General features: G+C 67.1%; 25 protein-coding genes, 1 tRNA gene, 1 other RNA gene and 1 pseudogene. 19 read left to right on the top strand and 9 right to left on the bottom strand.

Going from position 1 to position 24,798, the window contains the following annotated elements:
* Both AB0876_RS09925 and AB0876_RS09920 read left to right on the top strand, forming a co-directional pair.
* The gene (locus tag AB0876_RS09925; protein WP_491840145.1) at positions 1-1,221 is read left to right on the top strand and encodes a Mur ligase family protein; all 1,221 of its coding nucleotides are present in this window, start codon (positions 1-3) and stop codon (positions 1,219-1,221) included.
* Entirely contained in the window at positions 1,218-1,928 is a 711-nt protein-coding gene (locus AB0876_RS09920) for a type 1 glutamine amidotransferase (protein WP_526041858.1), read from the top strand. Before AB0876_RS09925 ends, AB0876_RS09920 begins: the two co-directional genes overlap by 4 nt.
* Before the next feature lie 70 nt (positions 1,929-1,998).
* Here the strand turns inward: AB0876_RS09920 and AB0876_RS09915 are convergent, their stop codons facing one another.
* The 3 genes from AB0876_RS09915 to AB0876_RS09905 form a co-directional block, all read right to left on the bottom strand.
* Positions 1,999-2,709, bottom strand: a complete 711-nt coding sequence (locus AB0876_RS09915) for an MBL fold metallo-hydrolase (protein ID WP_526041857.1) — start codon at positions 2,707-2,709, stop codon at positions 1,999-2,001.
* Positions 2,710-2,888: 179 nt separating this feature from the next.
* Positions 2,889-3,500 carry a recombination mediator RecR gene (recR, locus tag AB0876_RS09910; protein WP_003883644.1) on the bottom strand — a complete coding sequence of 204 codons (612 nt, stop codon included), beginning with the start codon at positions 3,498-3,500 and terminating at the stop codon, positions 2,889-2,891.
* Positions 3,501-3,833: a YbaB/EbfC family nucleoid-associated protein gene (locus tag AB0876_RS09905; RefSeq protein WP_054603655.1), complete on the bottom strand. Its 333-nt coding sequence runs from the start codon at positions 3,831-3,833 to the stop codon at positions 3,501-3,503.
* 149 nt (positions 3,834-3,982) lie between these two features.
* On the opposite strand from AB0876_RS09905, the gene AB0876_RS09900 reads away from it, so the two are divergent.
* Positions 3,983-4,732 (top strand): Rv3717 family N-acetylmuramoyl-L-alanine amidase, encoded by a 750-nt coding sequence (locus tag AB0876_RS09900; protein WP_491840258.1) that lies wholly within the window; start codon positions 3,983-3,985, stop codon positions 4,730-4,732.
* On the opposite strand, the gene AB0876_RS09895 is transcribed toward AB0876_RS09900, so the two are convergent.
* Positions 4,729-5,166: an SRPBCC family protein gene (locus tag AB0876_RS09895; RefSeq protein WP_036442858.1), complete on the bottom strand. Its 438-nt coding sequence runs from the start codon at positions 5,164-5,166 to the stop codon at positions 4,729-4,731. The two genes, AB0876_RS09900 and AB0876_RS09895, sit on opposite strands and share 4 nt — an antisense overlap.
* A gap of 65 nt (positions 5,167-5,231) precedes the next feature.
* On the opposite strand from AB0876_RS09895, the gene AB0876_RS09890 reads away from it, so the two are divergent.
* A complete protein-coding gene (locus tag AB0876_RS09890; RefSeq protein ID WP_526041856.1) occupies positions 5,232-6,635 on the top strand; it encodes an FAD-binding oxidoreductase in 1,404 nt (467 codons plus the stop codon).
* 13 nt (positions 6,636-6,648) lie between these two features.
* Positions 6,649-7,962, top strand: coding sequence for a class I SAM-dependent methyltransferase (locus AB0876_RS09885; protein ID WP_491840140.1), 1,314 nt, complete (start codon positions 6,649-6,651; stop codon positions 7,960-7,962).
* A 15-nt stretch (positions 7,963-7,977) separates the two neighbouring features.
* Here the strand turns inward: AB0876_RS09885 and AB0876_RS09880 are convergent, their stop codons facing one another.
* Entirely contained in the window at positions 7,978-10,056 is a 2,079-nt protein-coding gene (locus AB0876_RS09880; RefSeq protein ID WP_526041855.1) for a DNA polymerase III subunits gamma/tau, read from the bottom strand.
* A gap of 81 nt (positions 10,057-10,137) precedes the next feature.
* On the opposite strand from AB0876_RS09880, the gene AB0876_RS09875 reads away from it, so the two are divergent.
* A complete protein-coding gene (locus AB0876_RS09875; RefSeq protein WP_526041854.1) occupies positions 10,138-10,803 on the top strand; it encodes an MmpS family transport accessory protein in 666 nt (221 codons plus the stop codon).
* A gap of 12 nt (positions 10,804-10,815) precedes the next feature.
* Here the strand turns inward: AB0876_RS09875 and AB0876_RS09870 are convergent, their stop codons facing one another.
* On the bottom strand, positions 10,816-12,096 hold the full coding sequence (locus tag AB0876_RS09870; RefSeq protein ID WP_526041853.1) for an aspartate aminotransferase type Ic: 1,281 nt from the start codon (positions 12,094-12,096) through the stop codon (positions 10,816-10,818).
* 34 nt (positions 12,097-12,130) lie between these two features.
* Positions 12,131-12,225, bottom strand: an RNA gene (gene ffs, locus AB0876_RS09865) — signal recognition particle sRNA small type.
* Positions 12,226-12,294: 69 nt separating this feature from the next.
* Here ffs and AB0876_RS09860 point away from each other — a divergent pair.
* The 7 genes from AB0876_RS09860 to AB0876_RS09830 all read left to right on the top strand — a co-directional run bounded on the left by AB0876_RS09860 (position 12,295) and on the right by AB0876_RS09830 (position 18,373).
* Positions 12,295-12,380: transfer RNA gene (locus AB0876_RS09860), tRNA-Ser, on the top strand.
* An 84-nt stretch (positions 12,381-12,464) separates the two neighbouring features.
* Entirely contained in the window at positions 12,465-13,256 is a 792-nt protein-coding gene (lucA, locus tag AB0876_RS09855) for a lipid uptake coordinator LucA (protein ID WP_526041852.1), read from the top strand.
* Positions 13,257-13,306: 50 nt separating this feature from the next.
* Complete coding sequence (locus AB0876_RS09850) at positions 13,307-14,329, top strand: S1C family serine protease (protein ID WP_491840136.1); 1,023 nt, start codon at positions 13,307-13,309, stop codon at positions 14,327-14,329.
* A 3-nt stretch (positions 14,330-14,332) separates the two neighbouring features.
* Entirely contained in the window at positions 14,333-15,898 is a 1,566-nt protein-coding gene (locus tag AB0876_RS09845) for a PucR family transcriptional regulator (protein ID WP_526041851.1), read from the top strand.
* A 74-nt stretch (positions 15,899-15,972) separates the two neighbouring features.
* Positions 15,973-17,223 (top strand): NAD(P)/FAD-dependent oxidoreductase, encoded by a 1,251-nt coding sequence (locus AB0876_RS09840; RefSeq protein ID WP_526041850.1) that lies wholly within the window; start codon positions 15,973-15,975, stop codon positions 17,221-17,223.
* A 96-nt stretch (positions 17,224-17,319) separates the two neighbouring features.
* Entirely contained in the window at positions 17,320-17,784 is a 465-nt protein-coding gene (locus AB0876_RS09835) for a GreA/GreB family elongation factor (RefSeq protein ID WP_491840133.1), read from the top strand.
* A 25-nt stretch (positions 17,785-17,809) separates the two neighbouring features.
* Positions 17,810-18,373: a TetR/AcrR family transcriptional regulator gene (locus AB0876_RS09830; protein ID WP_491840132.1), complete on the top strand. Its 564-nt coding sequence runs from the start codon at positions 17,810-17,812 to the stop codon at positions 18,371-18,373.
* Here the strand turns inward: AB0876_RS09830 and AB0876_RS09825 are convergent.
* Complete coding sequence (locus AB0876_RS09825; protein ID WP_526041849.1) at positions 18,357-18,923, bottom strand: TetR/AcrR family transcriptional regulator; 567 nt, start codon at positions 18,921-18,923, stop codon at positions 18,357-18,359. The two genes, AB0876_RS09830 and AB0876_RS09825, sit on opposite strands and share 17 nt — an antisense overlap.
* An 83-nt stretch (positions 18,924-19,006) precedes the next feature.
* On the opposite strand from AB0876_RS09825, the gene AB0876_RS09820 reads away from it, so the two are divergent.
* From AB0876_RS09820 to AB0876_RS09810, 3 genes are all read left to right on the top strand, one after another.
* Positions 19,007-19,894: an SDR family oxidoreductase gene (locus AB0876_RS09820; protein WP_526041848.1), complete on the top strand. Its 888-nt coding sequence runs from the start codon at positions 19,007-19,009 to the stop codon at positions 19,892-19,894.
* Entirely contained in the window at positions 19,891-20,943 is a 1,053-nt protein-coding gene (locus AB0876_RS09815; RefSeq protein WP_526041847.1) for an aldo/keto reductase, read from the top strand. The genes AB0876_RS09820 and AB0876_RS09815 overlap by 4 nt, the downstream gene beginning before the upstream one ends.
* 560 nt (positions 20,944-21,503) lie before the next feature.
* The gene (locus tag AB0876_RS09810) at positions 21,504-22,769 is read left to right on the top strand and encodes a hypothetical protein (RefSeq protein ID WP_526041846.1); all 1,266 of its coding nucleotides are present in this window, start codon (positions 21,504-21,506) and stop codon (positions 22,767-22,769) included.
* Between the two features lie 6 nt (positions 22,770-22,775).
* Here the strand turns inward: AB0876_RS09810 and AB0876_RS09805 are convergent.
* Positions 22,776-22,889 (bottom strand): annotated as a pseudogene (locus tag AB0876_RS09805) (ATP-dependent DNA ligase); the annotation flags it as partial.
* 708 nt (positions 22,890-23,597) lie between these two features.
* On the opposite strand from AB0876_RS09805, the gene AB0876_RS09800 reads away from it, so the two are divergent.
* The 3 genes from AB0876_RS09800 to AB0876_RS09790 are packed head-to-tail and all read left to right on the top strand — an operon-like array spanning position 23,598 to position 24,735.
* Complete coding sequence (locus AB0876_RS09800) at positions 23,598-23,996, top strand: hypothetical protein (protein ID WP_131809084.1); 399 nt, start codon at positions 23,598-23,600, stop codon at positions 23,994-23,996.
* A complete protein-coding gene (locus AB0876_RS09795) occupies positions 23,993-24,349 on the top strand; it encodes a hypothetical protein (RefSeq protein WP_526041845.1) in 357 nt (118 codons plus the stop codon). Before AB0876_RS09800 ends, AB0876_RS09795 begins: the two co-directional genes overlap by 4 nt.
* Positions 24,343-24,735: a DUF732 domain-containing protein gene (locus tag AB0876_RS09790; RefSeq protein ID WP_526041844.1), complete on the top strand. Its 393-nt coding sequence runs from the start codon at positions 24,343-24,345 to the stop codon at positions 24,733-24,735. The genes AB0876_RS09795 and AB0876_RS09790 overlap by 7 nt, the downstream gene beginning before the upstream one ends.
* The last annotated feature ends 63 nt before the right edge of the window (positions 24,736-24,798 follow it).

Raw genomic sequence — 24,798 nt, 5'->3', positions numbered from 1 at the left:
ATGCTGACCATCCGTGGGCGCGCCGCTCTGGCCGCCGGAGCAACCGCACGCTGGGCGTCGCGGGTCACCGGCCGCGGTGCAGGCGCGATGATCGGCGGACTGGTCGCCATGACACTGGACCGTTCGATCCTGGGCCAGCTGGGCCAGGGCCGCCGCAGCGTCGTCGTGACCGGCACGAACGGCAAATCGACCACCACCCGGATGACCGCGGCCGCCCTGGCGACGCTCGGCCCCGTGGCCAGTAATTCCGAGGGCGCCAACATGGATGCCGGCCTGGTGGCGGCGCTGGCCTCGGCGCGCGAGGCCGAGCTGGCCGCCCTGGAAGTTGACGAGATGCACGTCCCGCACGTGTCCGATGCCGTGGACCCGTCGGTGATCGTCCTGCTCAATCTGTCCCGAGATCAGCTCGACCGGGTCGGTGAGATCAACCACATCGAACGGACCCTGCGCGGCGGTCTGGCACGACACCGCGACGCGGTGATCGTGGCCAACTGCGACGACGTGCTGATGACCTCGGCTGCCTACGACAGCCCCAACGTCGTGTGGGTGGCCGCCGGCGGCAGTTGGTCGGGCGACTCGGTGAGCTGCCCGCGCTCCGGCGAGATCATCGTGCGCGACGGGCGGGACTGGCGCTCGACGGGCACCGACTTCAAGAGGCCGAGCCCGCAGTGGTGGTTCGACGACACGCACATCTACGGGCCCGACGGTCTCGTGCTGCCGATGATGCTGGCCCTGCCCGGCGCAGTCAACCGCGGCAACGCCACCCAGGCCGTCGCGGCCGCCGTCGCACTCGGCGCTGACCCGGCCGCCGCGGTCGCTGCGGTCTCCGGCGTCGACGAGGTCGCCGGCCGGTACCGCACCGTGCAGATCGGCTCACACACCGCCCGGATCCTGCTGGCCAAGAACCCGGCCGGGTGGCAGGAGGCGCTGTCGATGGTGGACAAGCAGGCGGCCGGCGTCGTCATCTCCGTCAACGGACAGGTGCCCGACGGCGAGGACCTGTCCTGGTTGTGGGATGTTCGCTTCGAACACTTTGAGGACACTGTCGTAGTGGCCGCCGGTGAGCGCGGCACCGACCTGGCAGTCCGACTCGGATACGCCGGCGTCGAACACTCCCTGGTGCATGACACCGTCGCCGCGATCGACTCCTGCCCACCCGGACACGTCGAGGTGATCGCCAACTACACCGCGTTCCTGCAACTGAATCGGCGGATCTCATGAGTGCTGTGCAGATCGGGCTCGTGCTGCCCGACGTGATGGGCACCTACGGCGACAGCGGCAATGCGGTGGTACTGCGGCAACGGTTGCGGCTGCGGGGCATCGACGCCGAGATCGTGGAGATCACGCTCGACGATCCGGTGCCCGACTCTCTGGACCTGTACACCCTCGGCGGCGCCGAAGACTATGCACAGCGGCTGGCCACCAAGCATCTGATCCGGTATCCCGGTCTGCAGCAGGCGGTTTCGCGGGGTGCGCCGGTGCTGGCGATCTGCGCGGCCATCCAGGTGCTCGGCCACTGGTATGAGACCTCGGCCGGTGAACGGGTGGAAGGTGTCGGGCTGCTCGACGTCACCACGTCACCGCAGGAAACCCGCACCATCGGCGAGGTCGCCTCGAAACCACTGCTGGATGGGCTGTCGCAACCGTTGACGGGTTTCGAAAACCACCGTGGCGGAACGGTTCTGGGAGCCGATGCCCGGCCGCTGGCCGCGGTCACCAAAGGTGCGGGCAACCGCCTGGGCGACGGCTACGACGGTGCGGTGCAGGGCAGCGTCGTCGCCACCTACCTACACGGGCCGTGCCTGGCCCGCAATCCGGAACTGGCCGACCATCTGCTCTCACAGGTGGTCGGTGAACTGCCACCCCTGGAGCTGCCCGAGGTGGATCTGCTGCGCCGCGAGCGCCTGGCTGCCCCGCGCCGGGTGTGACAGCGCCGAGTGGCCACTTGTGCCACGCCCCTTAGGAAAATCCGTGTAACAACTGGCCAGTCGGCGGGAATCAGGACGCGAAAACGTCGACCGCCGCACCGATCCGTGCCGCGGCGTCGGCGAGAATCGGCTCCCCGTGGCCGAATCCGGCCCGCTGTGCGCCGGTGGCCGCGAGAATCTCCACCGCGCGGGAGGCGGCCGCCCGGTCGGTGTTGAAGACGCCGAGGATCAGCTGTCCGTCGAACTCGGCGATCGCATCACCGGTGAGCACGGTATCGGCGGCGGGCAGGTACAGCGCGATGCTGCCCGGAGTATGGCCGGGCACCCCGATCACCCGGGCGCCGCCGGCGAAGTCGAGAACGTCACCGTCGCCGACCACCCGGTCCACTGCGCACGGCGGCCCGTTCGGCGGTTCGTCGATATCGGGGCGAAGCGTGCGCTCCCCCGCGGTCAACACCGGCACCGGGCCCGGAGTGCCGCGCACGAAGTCGGCGTCGCCCGAGCCGGCGATGACCTCCACATCAGACCAGCCGGCGATCTCGGCGGCTGCCCCGCAATGGTCCTCGTGAAAGTGCGTGAGCACGATGCGCTTGACGTGGATCCGGCGCCGCCCCAGTTCGGCGAGCGCGTCGGCGATCAGCTCGGCACTGTCCGACCACCCGGTGTCGATCAACGTCACGCCGTCCGGTTCGGTCCACAGGTAGCTGTTGAGCAGGTGGGCCTGGCCGCCGGGAATCCGCAGCCGGTACAGCGATTCCGCCATCTGGAGTAGGTCGGGCATGGCTCCGACGCTACCGACGCCCGAGCCGGTTCAGGTCTTGACTTCGCTCACAGCGCACTGCGCCGAACGTGCAGGCTCTCGTGAACCCAAGTCGGGAAATGCCCCAACAAGCTGCACTCTCGTCACAGCGCGCGGAACAGGACACCAACCCCAGACCTGCGTGGCCCGATCCAGGCGAATCAGGCCATCGCGCGGCGGCCCGCCAGGGCGCGGCCCAGCGTAAGCTCGTCGGCGAACTCCAGGTCACCGCCCATCGGCAGGCCCGAGGCGATACGGGTGACGGTCAGCCCGGGGATGTCACGCAGCATCCGGACCAGATAGGTCGCAGTGGCCTCGCCCTCGGTGTTGGGGTCGGTGGCGATGATCACCTCGGCCACGTCGACACCGTCGACGCGTTCACCGATCCGGTTGAGCAGCTCCCGGATGCGCAACTGGTCCGGTCCGACGCCCGACAACGGATCAAGCGCGCCGCCCAGCACGTGATAACGGCCGCGGAATTCGCGGGTGCGCTCGACAGCCTGCACGTCCTTGGGTTCCTCGACGACGCACACCAGTGAGGCGTCGCGGCGGGGGTCCTTACAGATACGGCAGCGTTCCTCGTCTGAGACGTTGCCGCACACCGCACAGAACGTGACGCCGTCACGGATGCGGCCCAGAACCGCAGTCAGCCGGTCGATGTCCGGCGGCTCGACGCTCAGCAGGTGGAAAGCGATCCGCTGCGCGCTCTTGGGCCCGATCCCCGGCAGCTTGCCGAGCTCGTCGATCAGATCCTGAACCGGGCCTTCGAACACTTACAGCCCCGGAAGTCCGAGCCCGCCCAAACCGCCGGCCAGCGGGCCCAACCGGCTCTGGGCCAGGGTGTTCACCTGGTTGGAGGCATCGGCGAGAGCACCGACGATGAGGTCCTGCAGGGTCTCGGGGTCGGCGGGATCGATCACCTTGGGGTCGATGGCCACCGCGACGACCTCACCGCTGCCCTTGACCGTGACCTGCACCAAGCCGCCGCCGGCCTGGCCGTGCACCTCGGAATTGGCCAGCGCCTCCTGCGCCTCCATGAGCTGCTGCTGTACCTGCTGCGCCTGCGCAAGCAGGGCCGACATGTCGGGTGTGCCTCCGGGTTGCATGACTGGGTCCCCTTGCCGTGTTGATTGCGTCTTGGTCTCGACTTGGTTGCTCTCGCCTGTCGGCGGCGATTTGAGCTTTCAGCCTAGTCGGCGGGCGGGCTAGCGTGGCGCCCGTGCGAGTCCCAGCCTGCGTGCGTGTCGGCACCGCCATGGTCAGCAGCGTCATCATCGCTGCGACCGCATCGGCGGTCGTCGACGCTCCCCACGCCACCGCAGCCCCCTCGAACATCGCCGGCATGATCGTCTTCCTCGATCCCGGCCACAACGGCGCCAACGACGCATCGATCAGTCGCCAGGTGCCGACCGGCCGCGGCGGCACCAAGGACTGCCAGGCCAGCGGTACGTCCACCGCGGACGGATTCCCCGAGCACACCTTCACCTGGGACACCACCCTGCGGGTCCGCGCCATCCTCAGCCAGATGGGCGTGCGCACCGCGATGTCGCGCGGCAACGACAACGCACTGGGCCCATGCGTCGACGAACGCGCATCGATGGCCAACGCGCTGCGCCCCAACGCCATCGTCTCCATCCACGCCGACGGCGGCCCGGCCAACGGTCGCGGCTTCCACGTGCTCTACTCGTCGCCGCCGCTGAACAACGTGCAGGCCGGACCGTCGGTGCAGTTCGCCAAGACCATGCGCGATCAGCTGTCGGCCTCGGGCATCCCGCCGGCCACCTACATCGGTTCGGGTGGCCTGGATGCCCGCTCGGACATCGCCGGGCTGAATCTGGCGCAGTTCCCGTCGATCCTCGTCGAGTGCGGCAACATGAAGAACCCGGTCGACTCCGCCCTGATGAAGACGCCCGACGGTCAGCAGAAGTACGCCGAGGCCATCGCCCGGGGCGTCGCGGCCTATCTGGGCACCCAGGCGGTCGCCGCCCCGGCCCCGGCGCGCTAGCTTTCGACTTCCTTCTTCAGGTTGGCCAGCACCTCGTCCTGGATCTTGCGCAGGCCGAGCGGTGCGAACGTCTTCTCGAAGAAGCCCTTGACCCCGCCGGCGCCGGTCCAGCTGGTCTTGAGATTGACCGACGATCCGGTGCCCGCGGGGGCGACGGTCCAGTTGGTCACCAGGCTGGAGTTGGCGTCCTTCTCGATCACCGTGTGGCCGGCGACGTCCACCGAGGCCTTGATGTCACGTACCCGCGACTCGGTGGCCTGCAGCTTCCAGCTGGCCACGGTTCCTGCGCCCTGACCGCCCTCAAGCACCTGGTAATCGCGGTAATGCGAGGAAAGGATCTTGGGGCGCACGGTCTGGTAGTCCGCGATCGCGGCGAACACAGCGGCCGGCTCGGCGTTGATCAGAACCGTGCTGACCGCACTGACCTGTCCCATGACTGAAACTCCTTTAACTCGTGTCTGCGGTCGCATCGTCGGCAACCTCCGACTAGCGTATATGTGTGTCTGTTGTTACGACTGACGCACAAGCTGTCCATGCCATGGGCGTGCAGCGCCTATTGGACAGTTACCGCGCCATATCGCCCAATTCGACGGTCCGGCTTGCCAAGCCCACGTCGAACCTGTTCCGCGCGCGAGATCGCAGCGATGCCAAAGGTTTGGACGTCTCGGGTCTGACCAATGTGATTGCGGTCGACGCCGAAGCCCGCACCGCCGACGTCGCGGGCATGTGCACCTATGAGGATCTGGTGGCCGCGACGCTGCCACACGGCCTGGCTCCACTGGTGGTGCCGCAACTCAAGACCATCACCCTGGGCGGTGCGGTCACCGGTCTCGGTATCGAGTCGACGTCGTTCCGCAACGGCCTGCCGCACGAATCGGTCCTGGAGATGGACATCCTCACCGGGGCAGGCGAAATCGTCACCGCATCACCGGACCAGCATTCCGACCTGTTTCGCACCTTCCCCAATTCCTATGGCACGCTGGGCTATTCGACCCGGCTGAAGATCGAACTCGAGCCCGTCACACCGTTCGTCGCACTGCGCCACCTGCGCTTCCACTCACTGACGGAACTCGTCGCCGCGATGGATCGGATCATCGAGACCGGTGGTCTCGATGGCGAACCCGTCGATTACCTCGACGGCGTCGTGTTCAGTGCCGACGAGAGCTACCTGTGCGTCGGATTCAAGACGACGACACCGGGGCCGGTCAGCGACTACACCGGCCAGGACATCTACTACCGCTCGATCCAGCACGCACAAGGCGAAAAGCACGACCGGCTGACCATCCACGACTATCTCTGGCGGTGGGACACCGACTGGTTCTGGTGTTCACGCGCTTTCGGCGCACAGAACCCGACGATCCGGCGGTTCTGGCCACGAAAGCTGCGCCGCAGCAGCTTCTACTGGAAGCTGGTCGGCTACGACCAGCGGTTCAACATCGCCGACCGGATCGAAAAGCACCATGGCCGCCCACCGCGGGAGAGGGTGGTTCAAGACGTCGAGGTGCCGATAGAGCGTTGCGCAGCATTCCTCGACTGGTTCCTGCAGAACGTCCCGATCGAGCCGATCTGGCTGTGCCCGCTGCGGTTGAGGGAGAATCGTCACAAGGACTCAGGCTTGTCCGGAGGCTGGCCCCTGTACCCTCTGCGCGCTCACCACACCTACGTCAATGTCGGGTTCTGGTCCTCGGTTCCGGTCGGCCCGGTCGAAGGCCACACCAACAAGCTGATCGAGACCAAGGTCAGCGAGCTCGACGGGCACAAGTCCCTGTATTCGGATTCCTACTATCAGCGTGAGGATTTCGACGAGCTCTACGGCGGCGAGACCTACAAGACCGTCAAGAAGTCCTACGACCCCGATACGCGCCTGTTTGACCTGTATTCGAAAGCCGTCTTGCGCCGATGAACGGAGAACAGCGATGACCACCTTCAAGGACCACTCGACGCACAGTACCGACCACAAGCTCAGCCTGGCCGAGATCCTGGAGATCTTCGCCTCGGGGTCGCTGCCGCTGAAATTCACTGCCTACGACGGCAGTTCCGCAGGTCCGGAAAGCGCCACGCTCGGCCTGGATCTCAAAACCCCGCGCGGCACCACCTATCTGGCCACCGCCCCTGGCGATCTCGGCCTGGCCCGCGCCTATGTCTCCGGCGACCTCGAGCCGCACGGCGTGCATCCCGGCGATCCCTACCTGCTGCTGTGCGCGCTGGCCGAGAAGATGGCGTTCAAGCGCCCGCCGGCTCGAGTGCTTGCCAACATCGTCCGGTCCATCGGCATCGAACACCTCAAGCCCATCGCCCCGCCGCCACAGGAGGCACTGCCCCGCTGGCGCCGGATGATGGAGGGGTTGCGGCACAGCAAGACCCGCGATGCCGACGCGATCCACCATCACTACGACGTGTCGAACACCTTCTACGAATGGGTGCTCGGGCCGTCGATGACCTACACCTGCGCCTGCTACCCGGATGCCGATGCGAGCCTGGAAACCGCGCAGGACAACAAGTATCGGCTGGTTTTCGAGAAGCTGCGGCTGCAACCCGGCGATCGGTTGCTCGATGTCGGCTGCGGCTGGGGCGGCATGGTGCGTTACGCCGCGCGCCACGGCGTCAATGCGCTCGGCGTGACTCTTTCGAAAGAACAGGCCTACTGGGCCCAGGAGGCCATCGACAAGGAGGGCCTCTCGGACCTGGCCGAGGTGCGCCACGGCGATTACCGCGACATCGTCGAGACCGGATTCGACGCCGTGTCCTCGATCGGCCTGACCGAGCACATCGGCGTGCACAACTACCCGGCGTACTTCGGTTTCCTGAAGTCGAAGATGCGCCCCGGCGCGCTGCTGCTGAACCACTGCATCACCCGTCACGACAATCGATCCGGCTCGGCTGCCGGTGGGTTCATCGACCGCTACGTGTTCCCGGACGGAGAGCTGACCGGTTCCGGGCGGATCATCGCCGAGGTGCAGGACGTCGGCCTTGAGGTCATGCACGAGGAGAACCTACGCAACCACTACGCGATGACGCTGCGCGATTGGTGCGCCAACCTCGTCGAGCACTGGGATGAGGCGGTCGCCGAGGTCGGGCTCCCCACCGCGAAGGTCTGGGGCCTGTACATGGCCGGATCCCGGCTCGGTTTCGAGACGAATGTGGTTCAGCTGCACCAGGTTCTGGCCGTCAAGCTCGACGAGCACGGGAATGACGGAGGCCTGCCACTGCGGCCGTGGTGGACGGCCTAGCGCCACGGCTCCTGCCTAGCTCTCGATCTTTCGCGCACCCAGTTCGTTCTGAAGCAGTTCCAGCGCAACCTCTTCGGGATCACGACGAGGCCCGGCCTCGCTCTGCGAAGCCTCGGCGAGCATCTCCGCCTCTTCCTGCTCCGGGGAGGACGGCGGTTCCGGGGCAGGCTCCGGCTCAGGTTCGGGAATGACGCGGCCCGGCCGGGTGGGGACCCGTGGCGGGGGCTTACTGGCCTTCGGCGCGGGCGGCGGGGCCGCCTCTGCCGTGCCGACCTCACAGCGGATCTGCCAGTCCACACCGAGCGCGTCCTTCAACGCCTCCCGGATCACGTCGGCATTTCGCGATTCGGTCAGCCGCTTGGCCAGCGGTGGCGAGTCATGGGACAGCACAAGGGTTTTGTCCTCGACGGCCCGCACGATGGCGCCCGAGAGCATGACCTCGGTGGTCCGACTGCGCTCGCGCACCTTCTCCCGGACCGTCGTCCACATCGAGCGCACCGCAGCCGCGTTGGGTTCACCCCCGGGAGTCACCGATGCCTGCACCGGCTGTGGCTCGGGTTCGGGCTCCGGAGGGGGCTCGGGCTCGAAGTCCGGCTCCGGCGGAAGCGGTGGCTCCGGCTCGGGCTGGGGTGCGGGTTCGGGCTGGGGTGTGGGTTCAGCCGCAGGGGGCGGCGGTGGCGGTGCGAGAACAGGTTCGGGAGCGGACACCGGCACTGGTCCACGCTCGGGCTCGGGAGCGGGCGGTGCCGGACTAGGCGGCGCCGGAGCCGGGGCGGGTTCAAGCGCCGGGGCCGGTGCCGCTTGGCTGCGGCGGGTGAAGGTCTTGGTGGGTTCGGCGGCGGGTGCAGAGTCCTCGACGGCAGCAGCGGGCCGAGCCGACGCTGCAGGCCGGGCACCCGATGACGATGCCTCGCCGGCCGGCAGCGACATGTCCAGCCGGGTCTCGATACGTTCGATGCGCTGCAGCAGCGCGGATTCGGTGTCGTGCGCCGAGGGCAGCAGCAGGCGGGCGCACACGACTTCCAGCAGCAGCCGCGGCGCGGTGGCACCGCGCATCTCACCGAGACCGGCGTGCACCACCTCGGCATACCGGGCCAATGTTGCCGCGCCCACCCGGTCGGCCTGCTCCCGCATGCGTTCCAGCACGTCGGCCGGGGCATCCACGACACCGCGGGTGACTGCGTCGGGCACGGCCTGCAGCACGATCAGATCGCGGAAGCGCTCCAGCAGATCGGTGGCGAACCGCCGCGGATCATGACCGGCGTCGATCACGGCCTCGACCGCACCGAACAGCGCCGCCGCATCGCCGGCGGCCAGCGCCTCGACCGCGTCGTCGATGAGCGCCATGTCGGTGGCGCCCAGCAGGGCCAGCGCCCGTTGATAGGTGATGTGGTTGCCGTTGGCGCCCTGCTCGGAGCCGGCCAGCAGCTGATCGAGCACCGAGAGCGTGTCACGAGGTGAACCGCCGCCGGCCCGGATGACCAGCGGGTACACGGCGTCATCGACGACGACGTTTTCCTGCGTGCAGATCCGCTCGACCAGGGTCCGCATGGTCTTGGGGGCCAGCAACCGGAACGGATATTGGTGCGTGCGCGACCGGATCGTGGTCAGCACCTTCTCCGGTTCGGTGGTGGCGAACACGAAGATCAGATGCTCGGGCGGCTCCTCGACGATCTTCAGAAGTGCATTGAACGCCTGAGGCGTCACCATGTGCGCTTCGTCGATGATGAAGATGCGATACCTCGACTGGGCCGGCGCGTAGAACGCCCGGTCACGGAGCTCACGCGCATCGTCGACGCCGTTGTGGCTGGCCGCGTCGAGTTCGGTGACGTCGAGGTTGCCCGGGCCGTTCGGCGCCAGGGCGACGCACGATGGGCACACCCCACACGGTGTCGGTGTGGGTCCCTGCTCGCAATTGAGCGAGCGGGCCATGATGCGCGCCGAGGACGTCTTACCGCAGCCGCGCGGTCCGGAGAACAGATATGCGTGGTTGATCCGGTTGGCGGTCAGCGCGGTCGATAGCGGCTCGGTGACATGTTCCTGGCCAACGACTTCCGCGAAGCTTGCCGGCCGGTATTTGCGGTAGAGAGCCACGGGAGAAGGCTACCGACTACCTCCGACCAGTCGCCAAGCCCGGTTACGCTGTCGCCCGTCATCGATGACTTGGGGGATTGAGTGAGCTATCCGCAGCCGCCCTACGGGCAGGAGCCATACGGCCATCCGACGCCGCCGCCCGTGTATTCAGCGGCACCGCCGCCCGGGTATCCACCAGCCCCGTCGCCCACCAACCGCACAGCGATCGTCGCCCTGATCTTCTCGCTGCTCATCGCGCCTGTCGGGCTCGTCCTCGGCTACGTCGCCCGCAGCCAGATCCGCCGTAGTCATGAGGGCGGCGCAGGCCTGGCAGTGGCCGCCATCATCATCGGCTGGATATGGACGCTGGCCTCGATTGTGATCGCCATCGCGATCTTCACGGGCGCCGTGGTCGTCTTCACCGGCGCTGGCTCCGACACCGCCACGAGCGACGCGTCCACCAGGACCAACCCCAATCACCCCGGGACGGGCATCCGCAAGCGGGTCACCTACGAGGTCTGGGGCAACGGTTCCTCCGCCGACATCAACTATCTCGATCTCGACGCCACACCGCAGCGCATCGACGACGCGGCCCTGCCGTGGACGCTGACGCTGGACTCCACGGACCCGTCGGTCTACCTCAACATCACGGCTCAGAGCGACGGCGACTCGATCGGCTGCCGGATCACCGTCGACGACAAGATCCAGGATGAGCGGACCAGTGACGGCGCCAACGCCCAGACCTTCTGTCTGATGAAATCTGGATAGTCTGCGCGGTTTCTAGCCGAGCAGCGACTCGGTGGCCGCGAGCAGCGCGCAGGTGGCCAGGCCGTCGATCGCCTCACGCACATCGGACAACGACGGGAACGTCGGGGCGATGCGGATGTTCTTGTCCTCGGGGTCCTTGCGGTACGGGAACGACGCACCTGCCTCGGTCACCGCGATGCCGGCATCCTTGGCCAGGGCGACGGTGCGCTTGGCAGTGCCGGGCCACACATCGAGGCTGACGAAGTAGCCACCCTTGGGATCGGTCCACGATGCGATCTTCGACTCACCCAACCGGTCCTCGAGGATCTCGGCGACGAGGGCAAACTTGGGTGCGATCAGCTCGCGGTGACGCTGCATCTGCAACTTCACGCCGTCGGCGTCGCCGAAGAAGATCCGGTGACGCAACTGGTTGATCTTGTCCGGCCCGATCGACTTCTTGCCGGCGTGCTGCAGGTACCAGGCGATGTTGCCCAGCGAGCCGCCCAGGAAGCTCACCCCGGCCCCGGCGAAGGTGATCTTGGAGGTCGAGGCGAACACCAGCGGGCGGTTCGGGTTGCCGGCCGCCTCGGCCAGGCCCAGCACGTCGACCTGACGGATGAACTCGCCGGTGAGGGTGTGGACCGCGTAGGCGTTGTCCCACATCAACCGGAAATCGTTTGCCGCCGTGCGCATCTGGACGAGGCGACGGACGGCCTCCCAGGAGTAGGTGACCCCGGTCGGGTTGCCGTACACGGGGACGCACCACATGCCCTTGATCGCCGGGTCGGCCGCGACGAGTTCCTCGATGAGGTCGACGTCGGGACCGTCCTCGCGCATCGGCACCGGGATCATCTCGATCCCGAAGGACTCGGTGATCGCGAAGTGGCGGTCATAACCGGGCGAGGGACACAGGAACTTCACGACGGGCTCTTGGATCCAGGGCCGCACCGAATCCACCCCGCCGTGCAGCAGCGAGAACACGATGACGTCGTGCATCATCTCCAGGCTCGCGTTGTTGCCCGCGATCAGGTTCTGCACCGGGATTCCGAGCAGCTCACCGAAGATCTCGCGCAGTTCGGGCAGCCCGTGCAGTCCGCCGTAGTTGCGGGTATCGGTGCCCGTGCGGTCGCGGAAGGAATCCTTCTCCGGGCCGGGCAGCGACAGCAGCGCGTTGGACAGGTCCAACTGCTCGGGGGCCGGCTTACCGCGCGTCAGGTCCAGACTCAGCTTCTTCGCCTGTAGCTCTGCGTAGTTTCGCTGTTGGACTTCATGCTGCGCGAGCAGATCGTCGCGGCCAAGAGACTGGAACGACACCGCGCGCCTTTCACAGAAGCGGAATGAGCTGGACATAAGGGGACCCCGCGCACCCGCCAGAGCCCGTTGACCCTTGCTGCCTTCCGGCCCTGGGGGAGTTCACAGGATGGACGCCGCGCGGGGTCCAAGGCGAGTGTAATACCCGTCCTTGTCCCCGGCGTTTCGGGACCGGTTCGAGCGTCCGCTACGATTGCCGACGGAGGATTCGCCTAGTGGCCTATGGCGCTCGCCTGGAACGCGGGTTGGGTTAACAGCCCTCAGGGGTTCAAATCCCCTATCCTCCGCGCTCGGGTCCGGGGTGCGACCTGCTGAATCAACCCTGATCAGCAGCTCGCACCCCGGCCCAATTTCAGTACCCGAGGAGGAGTATGGGCCGCACCGTCGCGGTGATCTGGCACGTGTCGTTTTCGATCGTGGCCGCCGGCCTCTACTTCTTTTTCGTTCTTCCCCGATGGCATGAGCTCGTCGGCGATACCTCGCCCACGCTCGGGCTGATCCTGCGCATCGTCACCGGAGTGCTGATCGGTCTGGCCGCCCTGCCGGTGGTGTTCACGCTGCAGCGGACCAAGCGTCCCGAGCTGTCCACCCCCGAGTTGGCGCTGCGGTTGCGGGCCGCCTCGATCGCCCTGCACGTGCTGGCCGCGGTGCTGATCGTCGGCACCGCCGTCTCCGAGATCTGGCTGTCCCTGGACAGCTTCGGGCCGTGGCTGTTCGGGATCTACGGCGCAGCCGCCGCGATCGCACTGCTGGGCATCTTCGCCTTCTACCTGGCCTTCGTCGCCGAACTCCCGCCACCGCCGCCGAAGCCGCTCAAGACCCGCGAGAAGTCCGAGCGCCGCGGACGCAAGAAGGCCGCAGCCGAGACCGAGGACGCTGCTGAGTCGGACGCCGAGGAGACGGACGAGGCAGAAGAGGTCGACGAGACCGAAGCGGTCGAAGCTGATGAGGTCGACGCGCCAAAGGTGGATCTGACGAAGGAGAGTTCACCTTCGACAGTGGACGCCAACGAGACAGAGGACGCCGACGAGGAGCCTCAGTCGACGGCAGAGGAAGCCGAGCCGATCGAAGGCAACTCCCTGCGTAACCGGCGGCCGTCCAGCAAGAGCGGTACCAAGCGACGGGGCTGGCGCTCGCGCGGCGAAGTCGCCACCGAGGACTGACGCACACCAATCGCGTCGACATCGGCTACTTATCCAGCCAAGATGGGTATATGAGCAAAGTGAGCTCACATCCGTTCAGAACGATCGTCGCGGTGGCAGTGACCGCCGCGACGGCCGTTATCGCCCCGATTGCACCTGCCGCCGCCGCACCCGGTGACCCCGAGACGGTGGCCTCCCAGATCGAACCGTCGGTGGCCCGCATCGACACCGTCGTGGATTACCAACAGGCCTACGGCATCGGCACCGGCATCGTGTTGTCGCCGAACGGTGAGGTCCTGACCAACTACCACGTCGTCCAGGGAGCCAACTCGATCAGCGCCACGGTCGGCGGCCAGCGGTACCCGGCCGACCTGGTCGGCTACGACCGGCAGAACGACATCGCAGTGCTGCAACTGCACGGTGCGGCAGGCCTGCCGCCGGCGCCGATCGGCGATTCGGCCGCGCTGGCACCGGGGCGCCCCGTCGTCGCACTCGGCAATGCCGGGGGCAGCGGCGCACCCCTGACCCGCGAGGTCGGCACCATCAGCGCGTTCAACCGCACCGTCCAGGCCGAAGACGAGCTGACCGGCACGAGCGATGAGATCAACGGCCTGTTCGAGTTCGCCGCGCCGGTGCGTGCCGGTGACTCCGGCGGTCCCGTGGTCAACGACGCCGGGCAGGTCGTGGGTATGACGACCGCCGCCTCGGTGAACTTCCGCATGGGTCCCGGCGGCAAGGGGTTCGCGATCCCTATCAACGATGCGATGGCGATTGCCGGGCAGATCCGCGCCCGCACCCCGTCGGCCTCGGTGCACATCGGGCCGCCGACCCTGCTCGGCGTCGGTGTCCGCACCGCGCAGCGCCAGAGCGGCGGCGTGATCGTCCAGGACGTCATCGCGGGCGGCCCGGCCGACGCGGCCGGCCTGATCCCGGGCGACGTGCTCACCACCATCGACAACACCCCGCTGGATTCGGCCCGCGCCCTGACGCTGGTCCTCGATCGGCACTACCCGGGCGACGTGGTCGGCCTGACCTGGCTGGACCAGGGCGGCCAGCAGCACACCGGCAAGGCCACCCTGGCCGCCGGGCCGTAATCCGTGGTCACGCTGGACCGCCTGATCAACGTCCTGGGCGGCTACGGGGTGCGGCTGCGCGCCCCGACACCTGGATCCGCTCCGGCGCCACGCTCGACCGAGCTGCGCAGCGTGGTGATGCACGAGCCGGGCGCCGTCATCGGCGATGTCCTGCTGGCTGTCGGAGCCGGTTCGGTGGCCGAGGCGGTGCAGTGGGCGAAGGCCGCGCGCGCCGTGGTGGTCCTGGTCCGCGGCCCGCACGACCCGGCCGACGACGACGAACTGACGGCCGACGACCGCATCGCGGTGATGACGGTCGAGCCCGAGGTCTCCTGGAGCGAGCTCGCGGCCGTGGTCTACGGGGTCGTACTGGAAGGCCGGGAGACCGAATCCGGTCGCGGCCCAACCGATCTGTTCGCCCTGGCCGACAGCCTCGCCGACGCCGTGGGTGGCGCGGTCACCATCGAGGACCGGCGCAGTGCGGTGCTGGCGTACTCGCGGCTGCAGCAGCACGCCGACCCGGCGCGCGCCGAGACGATCCTGAGCCGTGGGGCGCCGGAACGGCTGCGCACCCTCTTCGAGGCCCGTGGGGTGTTCCGGCATCTGGCCGAGTCCGACGACCCGATGTTCGTCGACGGCGATGCCGAGCTCGGTCTGACCGGGCGGATGGTGGTGGCGGCCCGGGCCGGTCGCGAACTGCTCGGTTCGATCTGGGTGACGTGTGCCGCTCCCCTACCCGACGCGCGCCGCGCCGCGCTGGCCGACGGCGCCCGCATGGTCGCCCTGCATCTGTTGCGCTCCCGGGCCAGCGCCGATCTGGAACGCCAGGTGGAGTCGGAGCTGGTGATCCGTCTGCTCGAAGGTGCCGCCGACGCCACCACGGCGGCGAGCCGGCTCGGGTTGCCGCAGACGCCGCTGCGGGTGATCGCATTGCGTGCCCGCACCGGGGACGAGCGGCATGCCGCGCTACTGCTGGCGTTCGAGCGAGCGACCGCGGGTTTCGGCTGGTCGCGTCCCGGGCGCAGTGCCCTGGCCGGCAACACCGTCTACACCGTGTTGCCCGGCGCCGAGGCCGACGCCGCGGGCCGTTGGGTGACGGGGCTGCGCGCCGCGTTGCCCCAACCGGTGACCGTGCTGGCCGGCATCAGCGGCCCTGCCACCGCCGCCGAGCTGGCGCTGGCCCGCAGTGAGGCCGACGAGTGCCTGGCCCTGCACGAAGTCCGGCACGAGGTGCAAGGGGACGACGCCGGCCTCGACGACAGGGTGCCGGTCTACGACGAGGCCTGGGACGAGATCCTGCTGCAGCGGCTGCGGATCGCCGCGCGCGCCGGCCGCGCCCCTCAGCGCGGACCCGTCGCCGAGCTACGGGCCCACGATCAGGCCAACGGCACGCAGTACGCGGCCACGCTGCGAGCCTGGCTGGAAGCCCAGGGTGATCTGGCCGGGGCCGGGCGAGCGCTCGGTGTGCACGAGAACACCGTGCGCTACCGGCTGCGCAAGATGATCGAACTGACTCAGCTGGACCTCGCGGATGCCCGCAAGCGACTGGCGATGATGATCGAGCTGGCTGCAACCGAAGAGTTGTCGTAACTCGACAATCGCACCGCTTCTGTTTGTCGACATGGCGCAAACACTGAGCGCGTGAGCGGCCTCACCATGGGAGCATGTATGGGGTCGAGCGCATTGACGGTGCACCGCGGTCAGCGGTTGTCGTGGGTGCAGGCATCGTCGGCCTGTCCACCGCATGGTTTCTTCAGGAGCACGGGGTCAAGGTCACCGTGGTCGACCGCACCGGGGTCGCCGCAGGTGCGTCGTGGGGCAACGCCGGCTGGGTCTCGCCGACGCTGACGATCCCGCTCAACGATCCGGGGGTGCTGCGTTATGGCCTGCGGTCGCTTTTCGACCCGGCCGCTCCGCTGCACATCCCGCTGACATCGGGCCCTCGCCTGCTGGCCTTCCTGGCCCGGTTCGCCATGAGCTGCCGCCTGTCGACCTGGACCCGGGTGGCCAAGGCCAACGTGCCGCTCAACGAGGAGTGCCTCGAGGCCTACGACGTGCTGACCGCCAACGGCGTGGCGGTACCCACCACCGACGGGCCGATCACCGCACTGTTCGAAACCGCCCGTCAGGCCGAGCACCTGATGACCGAACTACGCCGGATGGCCGCCGTCGGGCAGACCGTCACGGTCACCGGCCTGTCCGGTGACACGCTGCGCGACCATGTCCCGCTGGCGTCGCCGGCAATCACCGCGGGCATCAGCGTGGAGGGCCAACGCTTCGTGGACCCGGGCCGGTTCGTCCAGGCACTCGGTGATGCCGTCATCGCCAGGGGCGCCGAACTGGTCATCGGCGAGGTCACCGACGTGCGCGCCATGGGTGCCGGAGTGAACGTTGACCTGGCCGACCGATCACTGAGCGCCGAGACCGCCGTGATCGCCACCGGGGCGTGGCTGTCGAAGCTGGCGAAACCCTGGGTCCGTACTCCTGTGCAGGCCGGTCGCGGTTACTCGTTCACCGTGCCGGTGGACCGCCCGATTCTCGGGCCCATCTACCTGCCCGACGCCCGCGTCGCCTGTACGCCGTATCAGGGCAAGCTGCGGGTGGCCGGAACCATGGAGTTCCGCTCCCCCGACGATCCGGTGCAACCGCCGCGGGTCGACGCGATCATCGCGTCGGCGGCCCCGCTGCTCGACGGTGTGGACTGGGAGGCCCGCACCGATGTGTGGGTGGGCCCGCGCCCCGTCAGCTCGGATGGTCGCCCGCTGATAGGCGAAGTGGCACAAGGCATCTACGTGGCCGGCGGTCACGGCATGTGGGGACTGGCCCACGGTCCGGTCACCGGCCGACTGCTCGCCGAATACATGACCACCGGGAAGCAACCCGAGGCGCTGCGGGAATTCGATCCCCTGCGCTGACGATCCACGACTTTGCCCTGACGGGCCCACAAGCCGTCAGGGGCGGCGAGCATCCCGCCCCTGGCGGCAACTCCGCATCATCGGAAGGAAATCACAATGACTGTCAGCCAACGTATTTGGTTATCTCCGCAGGCGTATGAGCGCATGCAGGTCGAGCTGTCGACGCTGCGCGATCTGATCGCGAACGAAGCCGCGTCCGATTCTGACGAGAACGAAGTGGCCATCCAGCGGGCCCGCCAAGCCCGTATCCAGCAGATCCACGACCTGCTGCTCAACGCCGTCGTCGGTGAGGATCCGCCGGACGACGGGGTAGCCGAGCCGGGCATGGTGTTGACCGTGCGCTACGACGAGACCGGCGAGATCGAGACCTTCCTGCTGGGCGTCCGCGGCGCGGAATACGGCGACCTGGAGGTCTATTCGGTGAACTCACCGTTGGGCGAGGCGATCGTCGGCGCGCGTCCCGGCGAGCAGCGCCACTACCCGGTACCCAGCGGCGAGGCCCTGCCGGTCACCCTGATCAGTGCAGTGCCGTTCGGGATGCACCTGCCGGCCGTGGGATAAGCCGCGTGCGTCCTAGTCTGTTCGGATGGCCGAACGCAAAGGCACGCCGGGCAGCCTGACCGCCGATGACTGGGTGCAGGCCGGGTATGCCCTGCTGGCCTCCGACGGGATGCGGGCACTGAAGATCGAGCGACTCTGCGAGCAGATCGGTGCGACCCGGGGCAGCTTCTACTGGCACTTCACCGACATGAAGGGCTACCGAGCGGCCCTGGTCGCGTCGTGGAATGCGTTCCTGGAGCAGGACCGCCGGTCACTGGCCGAACTCGAACACCTGCCGCCTCGCGAGCGATTGTCGGGGATGATGAGGCAGCTGCTCAGCCCGCAGCACTGGACACTGGAACGCGCGATGCGGGAGTGGGCCCGCTCCGACGACGTCGCCGCCGCCAACGTGCGGGCGGCCGACCACCGCGTACTGGTCGCCGTGACCAAGGCCTATCTCGACTACGGGTTCAGCCCCGAGGACGCGGCGCTGCGCGGACAGGCCACGTTCGCAACGGGTATCGGCGTGCTGCATCTGATGGACTCAGCCGACGCCCTGACCACCGCCGACCGCTACGAGAGATTCCTGGATCTCATGCTGGCTCGATGATCGCGGAGAACACGCGCTCGAACAGGTCCGTCAGTTGGCCGGCGCTGGCATCGGTCAGGCCCGGGCTCCTGATCACCCGCCGCATCAGCAGGACCCCGCTCATCACCGACAGCATGGCGTCGGCGCGGAGCTGACGGTCGGGCCCCGGGAGCTGGCGGGCCAACCGTTGGCCCACGTGGCGTGCGATCGCGTCGCGCACGATGTTCACCGCAACCGGGTTCGAGACCGAGCGGAGCATGATCAGGAACGGCTCCAGCGGGTCGGCATCCGGGTCGGAGCGTTCGGTCAGCGCGGTCGCAGCATCGCGTGCGAGGGCGTCCGGCTCCTCCGCGACGATCGTCGGTGGCGCGAAAGAGGTTTCGACAGCCTCGGCGAACAGCTGCTCCTTGGAACCGAAGTAGCGGTTCACCAGCATCGCGGTGACCCCGGCGTCTCGCGCGATCTCACGAACGCCGACCCCGTCGTACCCGGACAGCGCAAAGTGCCGGATCGCCGATTGCAGGATCGCCTCGCGGGTGGCGGCCGCATTGCGTGGTCGGGATGAAGCCATGCCCAGAACGCTAGGGAATAACCGGCGCCAAGTCTACGTATGTATACCTGTCAGATGTATACAGTCGTAGACATAGGAGAGTCATGGACATCGAGTTATCGGCAAAGCCATCTGTGTTCCTGGTATCCGGCGCATCCCGCGGGCTGGGCCGCTCGATCGTCGAGGCCGCGTTGGGCGCGGGGCACCGCGTCGTCGCCGGCGTCCGCTCCACCACCGCCCTGTCCGATCTGGCCGCTCAGGAGCCGGACCGTCTCGCCGTCGTCCAACTCGATGTGACCGACGACGAACAAGTGCGCGCCGCCGTAGCCACCGCGGTCGAGCGGTTCGGCGGACTCGACGTGTTGGTCAACAACGCCGGCTACGCGAACATGGCCGCGATCGAAGACTTCGACTTCGACGACTTTCGTGCCCAGATCGACGCCAACTTCTTCGGCGTCGTAAGGCTCACGCAAGCCGCACTACCCGTCATGCGTGCCCAGCGCGCCGGCCACATCGTGCAGATCTCTTCGGTCGGCGGGCGACTCGTGCGGGCCGGCTTGGGCGCCTACCAGTCGGCCAAGTGGGCAGTCACCGGCTTCTCCGGTGTGCTCGCACAGGAAGTCGCACCACTCGGAATCACGGTCACCGTCCTGGAACCCGGTGGCATGCGCACCGATTGGGCCGGGTCGTCGATGCGGGTCGCCGAGGTCCGCGCCGAATACGCCGACACCGTCGGTACGTCGATCGCCCAGAGCACTCCGGAGAACCTCGGCGCCAGCGATCCGGCCAAGGTGGCCGAACTGGTGCTCACCATCGCCGAGATGCCTGATCCTCCAGAGCGATTGCTCGTCGGACCCGATGCCTACCGCTACGCCACCGCTGCCGGACGCGACCTGCTCGCCGACGACGAGAAGTGGGAGGCCCTCAGCCTGTCCACCGCAGCCGATGACGTCACCACCGCTCAGGTCGACCCGCTGGGAGCCGTCAAATGACGACAACGAATCACAGCCCGGCCTTCGGGGCGGCGACCGTCACCCTCGGACACTCCGATTTGACGGTGCACCCAATCGGCTTGGGCTGCATGGGAATGTCACAGTTCTACGGGCCCGCCGACGACAACAAGTCAATGGCGACCATTCGCGCTGCACTCGAACTCGGGGTCGACTTCCTCGACACCTCCGACGTCTATGGCGCTTCCGACATCACTTTCGGTGTGCCGATCCGCGGCTTCGGCCACAACGAACAACTGATCGGCGAAGCGATCGCCGGGCACCGGGACGAGATCGTACTGGCGACCAAGTTTGCGGCGAAGATCAACGACACCGAGGACGGGATCGCGATCGACGGCCGGCCGGAGTATGTGCGGACTGCATGTGAGGCCAGCCTGCGACGCTTGCGCACCGACGTCATCGACCTGTACTACTGCCATCGCCTCGATCCGGACGTGCCGATCGAGGAAACCGTCGGAGCGATGGCCGAACTCGTCGCGGCGGGCAAAGTCCGTGCCATCGGGCTCAGTGAAGTCGGGCCCGACCAGATCCGCCGCGCCCACGCCACCCACCCGATCTCTGCACTGCAATCCGAGTACTCGCTGTGGGAGCGACGCGTCGAGGACGGCATCACATCGACGTGCCGGGAGTTGGGCATCACCCTGGTTCCCTACAGCCCGCTGGGCCGCTCGGCGCTCACCGGTTCCCTGAAATCCGGCAGCACCTTCGCCGCGGACGACTTCCGCGCCACCAACCCGAGGTTCTCTGCCGAGAATCTCGCCGGCAACCTCGAGCCCGTCGAGCAACTTCAGGCGTTGGCAGCAGAGAAGGGTTGCAGCCCAGGACAGCTCGCGTTGGCATGGTTGCTGGCGCAGCCGCTCGATGTGGTGCCGATCCCCGGCACCAAACAGATCCCGTTCGTTCGGGAGAACATCGCCGCCACCGACGTTGCGATCAGTGCGGACGAGGTGGCACTGCTGGCCGAAATCTTCGCACCGGGGCGCATCACCGGCGAGCGCTACGCCCCGGTTCACGCCCGGACAGTCCGGTGAGGCCGCTGGGACGGTGACGGTTCCGAGCCGTTCGTGCGCAGATTGCGAAAACTGTCTACTGCAGCCTGCTCGTGTCATAAATTGACGCTCGGGAATCGACGCTTCTCGGGTCAGGAGACATTGTGGCGCGACTGTCAGTGTGGCTCGGCGCAGGCGCGGTAACGGCCGGGGTTTCTGCTGCATTGGTAGCCGGAGCCGATGTGGCGAATGCCGACACCACATCTGGTTCGGACGGTCCGAAGACATCCGAGTCCGCTTCAAGCGCAAGTCCGTCGGGCAAGGGCCACCGGACCGGTCCACGTCGCAGCTTCAACCGAACACGCCATTCAATCCAGTCAACTGATGCCGCTCAGGCCGTCATACGCAAGAAGGCGACCAAGCCCGCCAAGACAGCCGTGTCCCGGCTCGCGCCGGAAACCGAGCCGGGCGCAAGCAGCCGCGAATCCCGCGCCGCGCAACGGAAGAGCGCATTAGCGAACTTGCTCTCGAAGGCAGAGCCGAGCTCTGCACCCGACACACCGGCGGCATCTCTGGAGACCGCCGCCGAGCCCGTCAGGTCCGTGACGACCGCGGTCAAAGCCGTCGAAACCGGAGAGCAGCAAGCCGCCCCGCCGATGCTGCGAGACGTCTTCAAGCGTGCTGCGGCCCCGTACGCAGCATCTGTTCCGCAGGCGGTCGCGCCCACCTCGCCGGTGTCGGCAACCGCTGCGCCGTCGCTGCCGCTGCCGGAGCAGATCCAGTCATTCGTCTTCGACTTCGTCGGCGTCGCCGTCACCGCCATCGCGGGTCCCCCCAGGGTTCCCGCCGGGAGCGGCGTCACGGTGCGAAGCTCCTCGTTGGAGATCACGGAGGGCCGCAACGTACCGGCCGACTGGTACTACCCGGAGGGCGACGAAGCGCCGGAGCGGATCATCCTGCTGCAGCACGGGTTCCTCGGCGTGAGTGCGATGTACAGCTACACCGCGGCAAACCTTGCCGAGCGCACCAACAGCGTCGTGGTGGTGCCGACCTACTCGTCGAATCGTTTTGTCCGGGACGGGTTCTGGCTGGGTGACGATCAGGTCTATCGCGCAACAGCCGAGCTGTTCCTCGGTGACCGCGAGGCGCTGACCGCCAGTGCGAAGGCAGCCGGATACGCCGCCAAGTACGGTGCCGACGTTCCCCTCCCGGAAACGTTCGTCCTGGTCGGGCACTCTCTGGGCGCGGGTGTGGTGGCCGGCGCCGCGGGCTACTACGCGGATGCGATCAAATCGACTGGCGCAGAGAACCATCTGGCCGGCGTGGTACTGCTCGACGGGGCACCGCCAGAGGACGTGCTGCCGGATGCACTGGACAAACTGGACGGTCTGGACGCTTACGTCCCGGTACTGGAGCTTGGTGCGCCCAAGGAAGTCCGCAGGGTCGATGCGGCCCTGATCGAGCATCGACCGGACATGTTCAACGGCGTGGTGCTGGCCGACGGCCAACACCTGGATGCCATGCAGGGCGGTAGCCCACTCATCCAGTTGCTGTCGTACCTGTTCTACGGCTTTTCGACGGCACCGAACAAGGCAGCCTCACAAACCCTCATCACCGGTTGGGTGAATGACATGTTCGCGGGCCGGATCGATGCGTCCACCGGTGCTTGTGAAGGCGATGACTGCTCGGGCATCTATGGCGAGCCAGGCCAGACCCTCGACCTCCCGACACCGACCGGACCGACCAGCGCCGTGGTGATCGGCGGTGCCGCCCTGGCACCGATCACCACCGCATTCCAGCCGATGCTTGCCACGGCGCCGGTGGCTCCCCGGCCACCGTCAGACTTCGCTTTGATCCGGCTGCTCTGACGGCGCCTAATCCTGACGGCGGTTGCCGTCCTCGTCCCAGTTCTCGGCGACCTTCTTGCTCGGCTGCACACGCGGCGGCTCACCAGGCATCTTGGGATAGCTCGGTTCTCCGGGTAGTTCAGAGCTGTGCGGTTTCCGTGCTCACCCCACCATTCCGCAATAGCGTCGGTGGGAACCGCCAGACTGCTGTGCGTTTGCTCTAACAAGCCAAGCCTCACTCCTTGACACTCAGCTCACCCGTTCTGCGCGTACTACCTGATCGGGCTTTTACTCGACTGGACGGTTTCGGCGCGGTGCTGGCAGCGCTGGCCACCGTCGAATGCGACCCGATCCGAGAGGCCTCCAACGCACCGCTCATCAACGCCTATCTGCGGAACGGCGACAGAGCACGGGCCGAACGCCACCTCGACGCCTTCACCAGGCTGGCTCCAACGCGAATTGGGAGTTGCTCCGGCACAATCAACCTTGGCGCTATAGGCCGGCTCTGTCGCTCAGCCATCCGCCGACTGACAAGCCGGGCACCTACTTGCGGCGGTTACCCTCATCGTCCCAGTCCACGGCGACCTTCCTGCTCGGCTGCTCCCGCGGCGGCTCACCCGGCATCTTGGGATAGCGGTACCCCTATAGATCCAGACCAATGACTGGATGTCGGTTTGGAGCGTCGGTGACCGTGGCATCGACCCATGCCACGTGCAGCAATAGCGTCGATTAGCTGACAACCTGGTCCGTATCAGCTAAGAAGTAACACTTAGCCTCGGGTGGCCGATCTGGGGCTACAGAACCGGGCTGCGCACGTTCGCCCGAGGCAAACGCAAAGGGGGCTAACCGATGGCAGCACGGATTTTCAAGGTCGCGCTGGCTGGCGGCATTGCGGCTGTCGCGTTGGCGGCGGGCGGCGTTGCGGCCGCCGAACCTCCTCCGACTGTTCCAGGTCCCGCGGATCCGGGCTTCTGCGGCGCCCATACAAGCCCTTGGGATTGTTGGTCTGACATAAGCCCGGCCCGACCCGGCGAAATTGCCTTTATCAACTACAGGCTCCAATACGACATGGCGGGAATCCCGACCGACCGCACGAGGCTTCTGCAGATCGCCAGAGGAATATGTCAATCTCTGGCCTACGGGACGAACTCGAACAACATCGTCCAATGGTTGTCCGAGGACATCGGCGTCAGCGAAGGACAGGCGGGCCAGATGTTCATCATGGCTCAGGACAGGGCCTGTTCATGAGCATCTTTACCAACACCGCGATCTTCGCGCGATGGGCCCCGTTCGCAACATTGGGAGCGTCTCTCGGCGCGACCTCGTTGTTAATCGCGCCCACGGCAGCCGCGAGCGTCGAGTTATACCTTCAAGAGGTCCGAGCCAAAGTCGACGCACCGCTCACCGATGCGGAAGCGATTGAGCTCGGCAACGTCGCCTGCCGAGCGCTCAACTCCGGGGTGCAGAGTGGCCTGACGTTCGGGAAAGCGCGCCACCATGCGGACCAGGCAGTCGGATACGCCTCACAGAGCCTGGGCATTGGTCTATCTATGCCAGACGGCATGTTCCTCGTCGAAGCGGCGGAGGGCCAATTATGTTGAGCCGCCGGCTGTCACGCGCCCGTCGCAGGCCTTACGTGTCTAGAGCTACCGCATTAGGTATCTGGCTCCTCGCGATGCCACTTGGCGCGGTTATCGCAGCAGCACCCGCTCATGCATGTACGGATTCCGACGACGTCAACATCTTGTGTTCAAACGAGCAATTGTTCGTTGACGACTTAGCTGCGGTTGGCATAGTCCCGACCGACACACCCCGAATAATGGTCAACCGAGGGCAGCTAGTCTGCGGGCAACTCGCTAGCAACATTCCGCGGAGCGTCGTCGTGCAGAAGGTCTACGGGAGCGCCGCGATGAGATTGAACCAGGCCGAGGCTATCGTCGCTGCAGCGCAGCAACACCTCTGTCCATTCACGCTCGGTACTAGCTGAGACGCCGGTCGCAGCAACGTGGTTCTGAGCAGCGAAACCGACTGCTACAAGGACCGCCGCCAC

The organism is Mycobacterium sp. NPDC049093 (genome assembly GCF_040704635.1).
GTDB lineage: Bacteria > Actinomycetota > Actinomycetes > Mycobacteriales > Mycobacteriaceae > Mycobacterium.
This window is presented reverse-complemented; position numbering and strand designations above follow the sequence as displayed.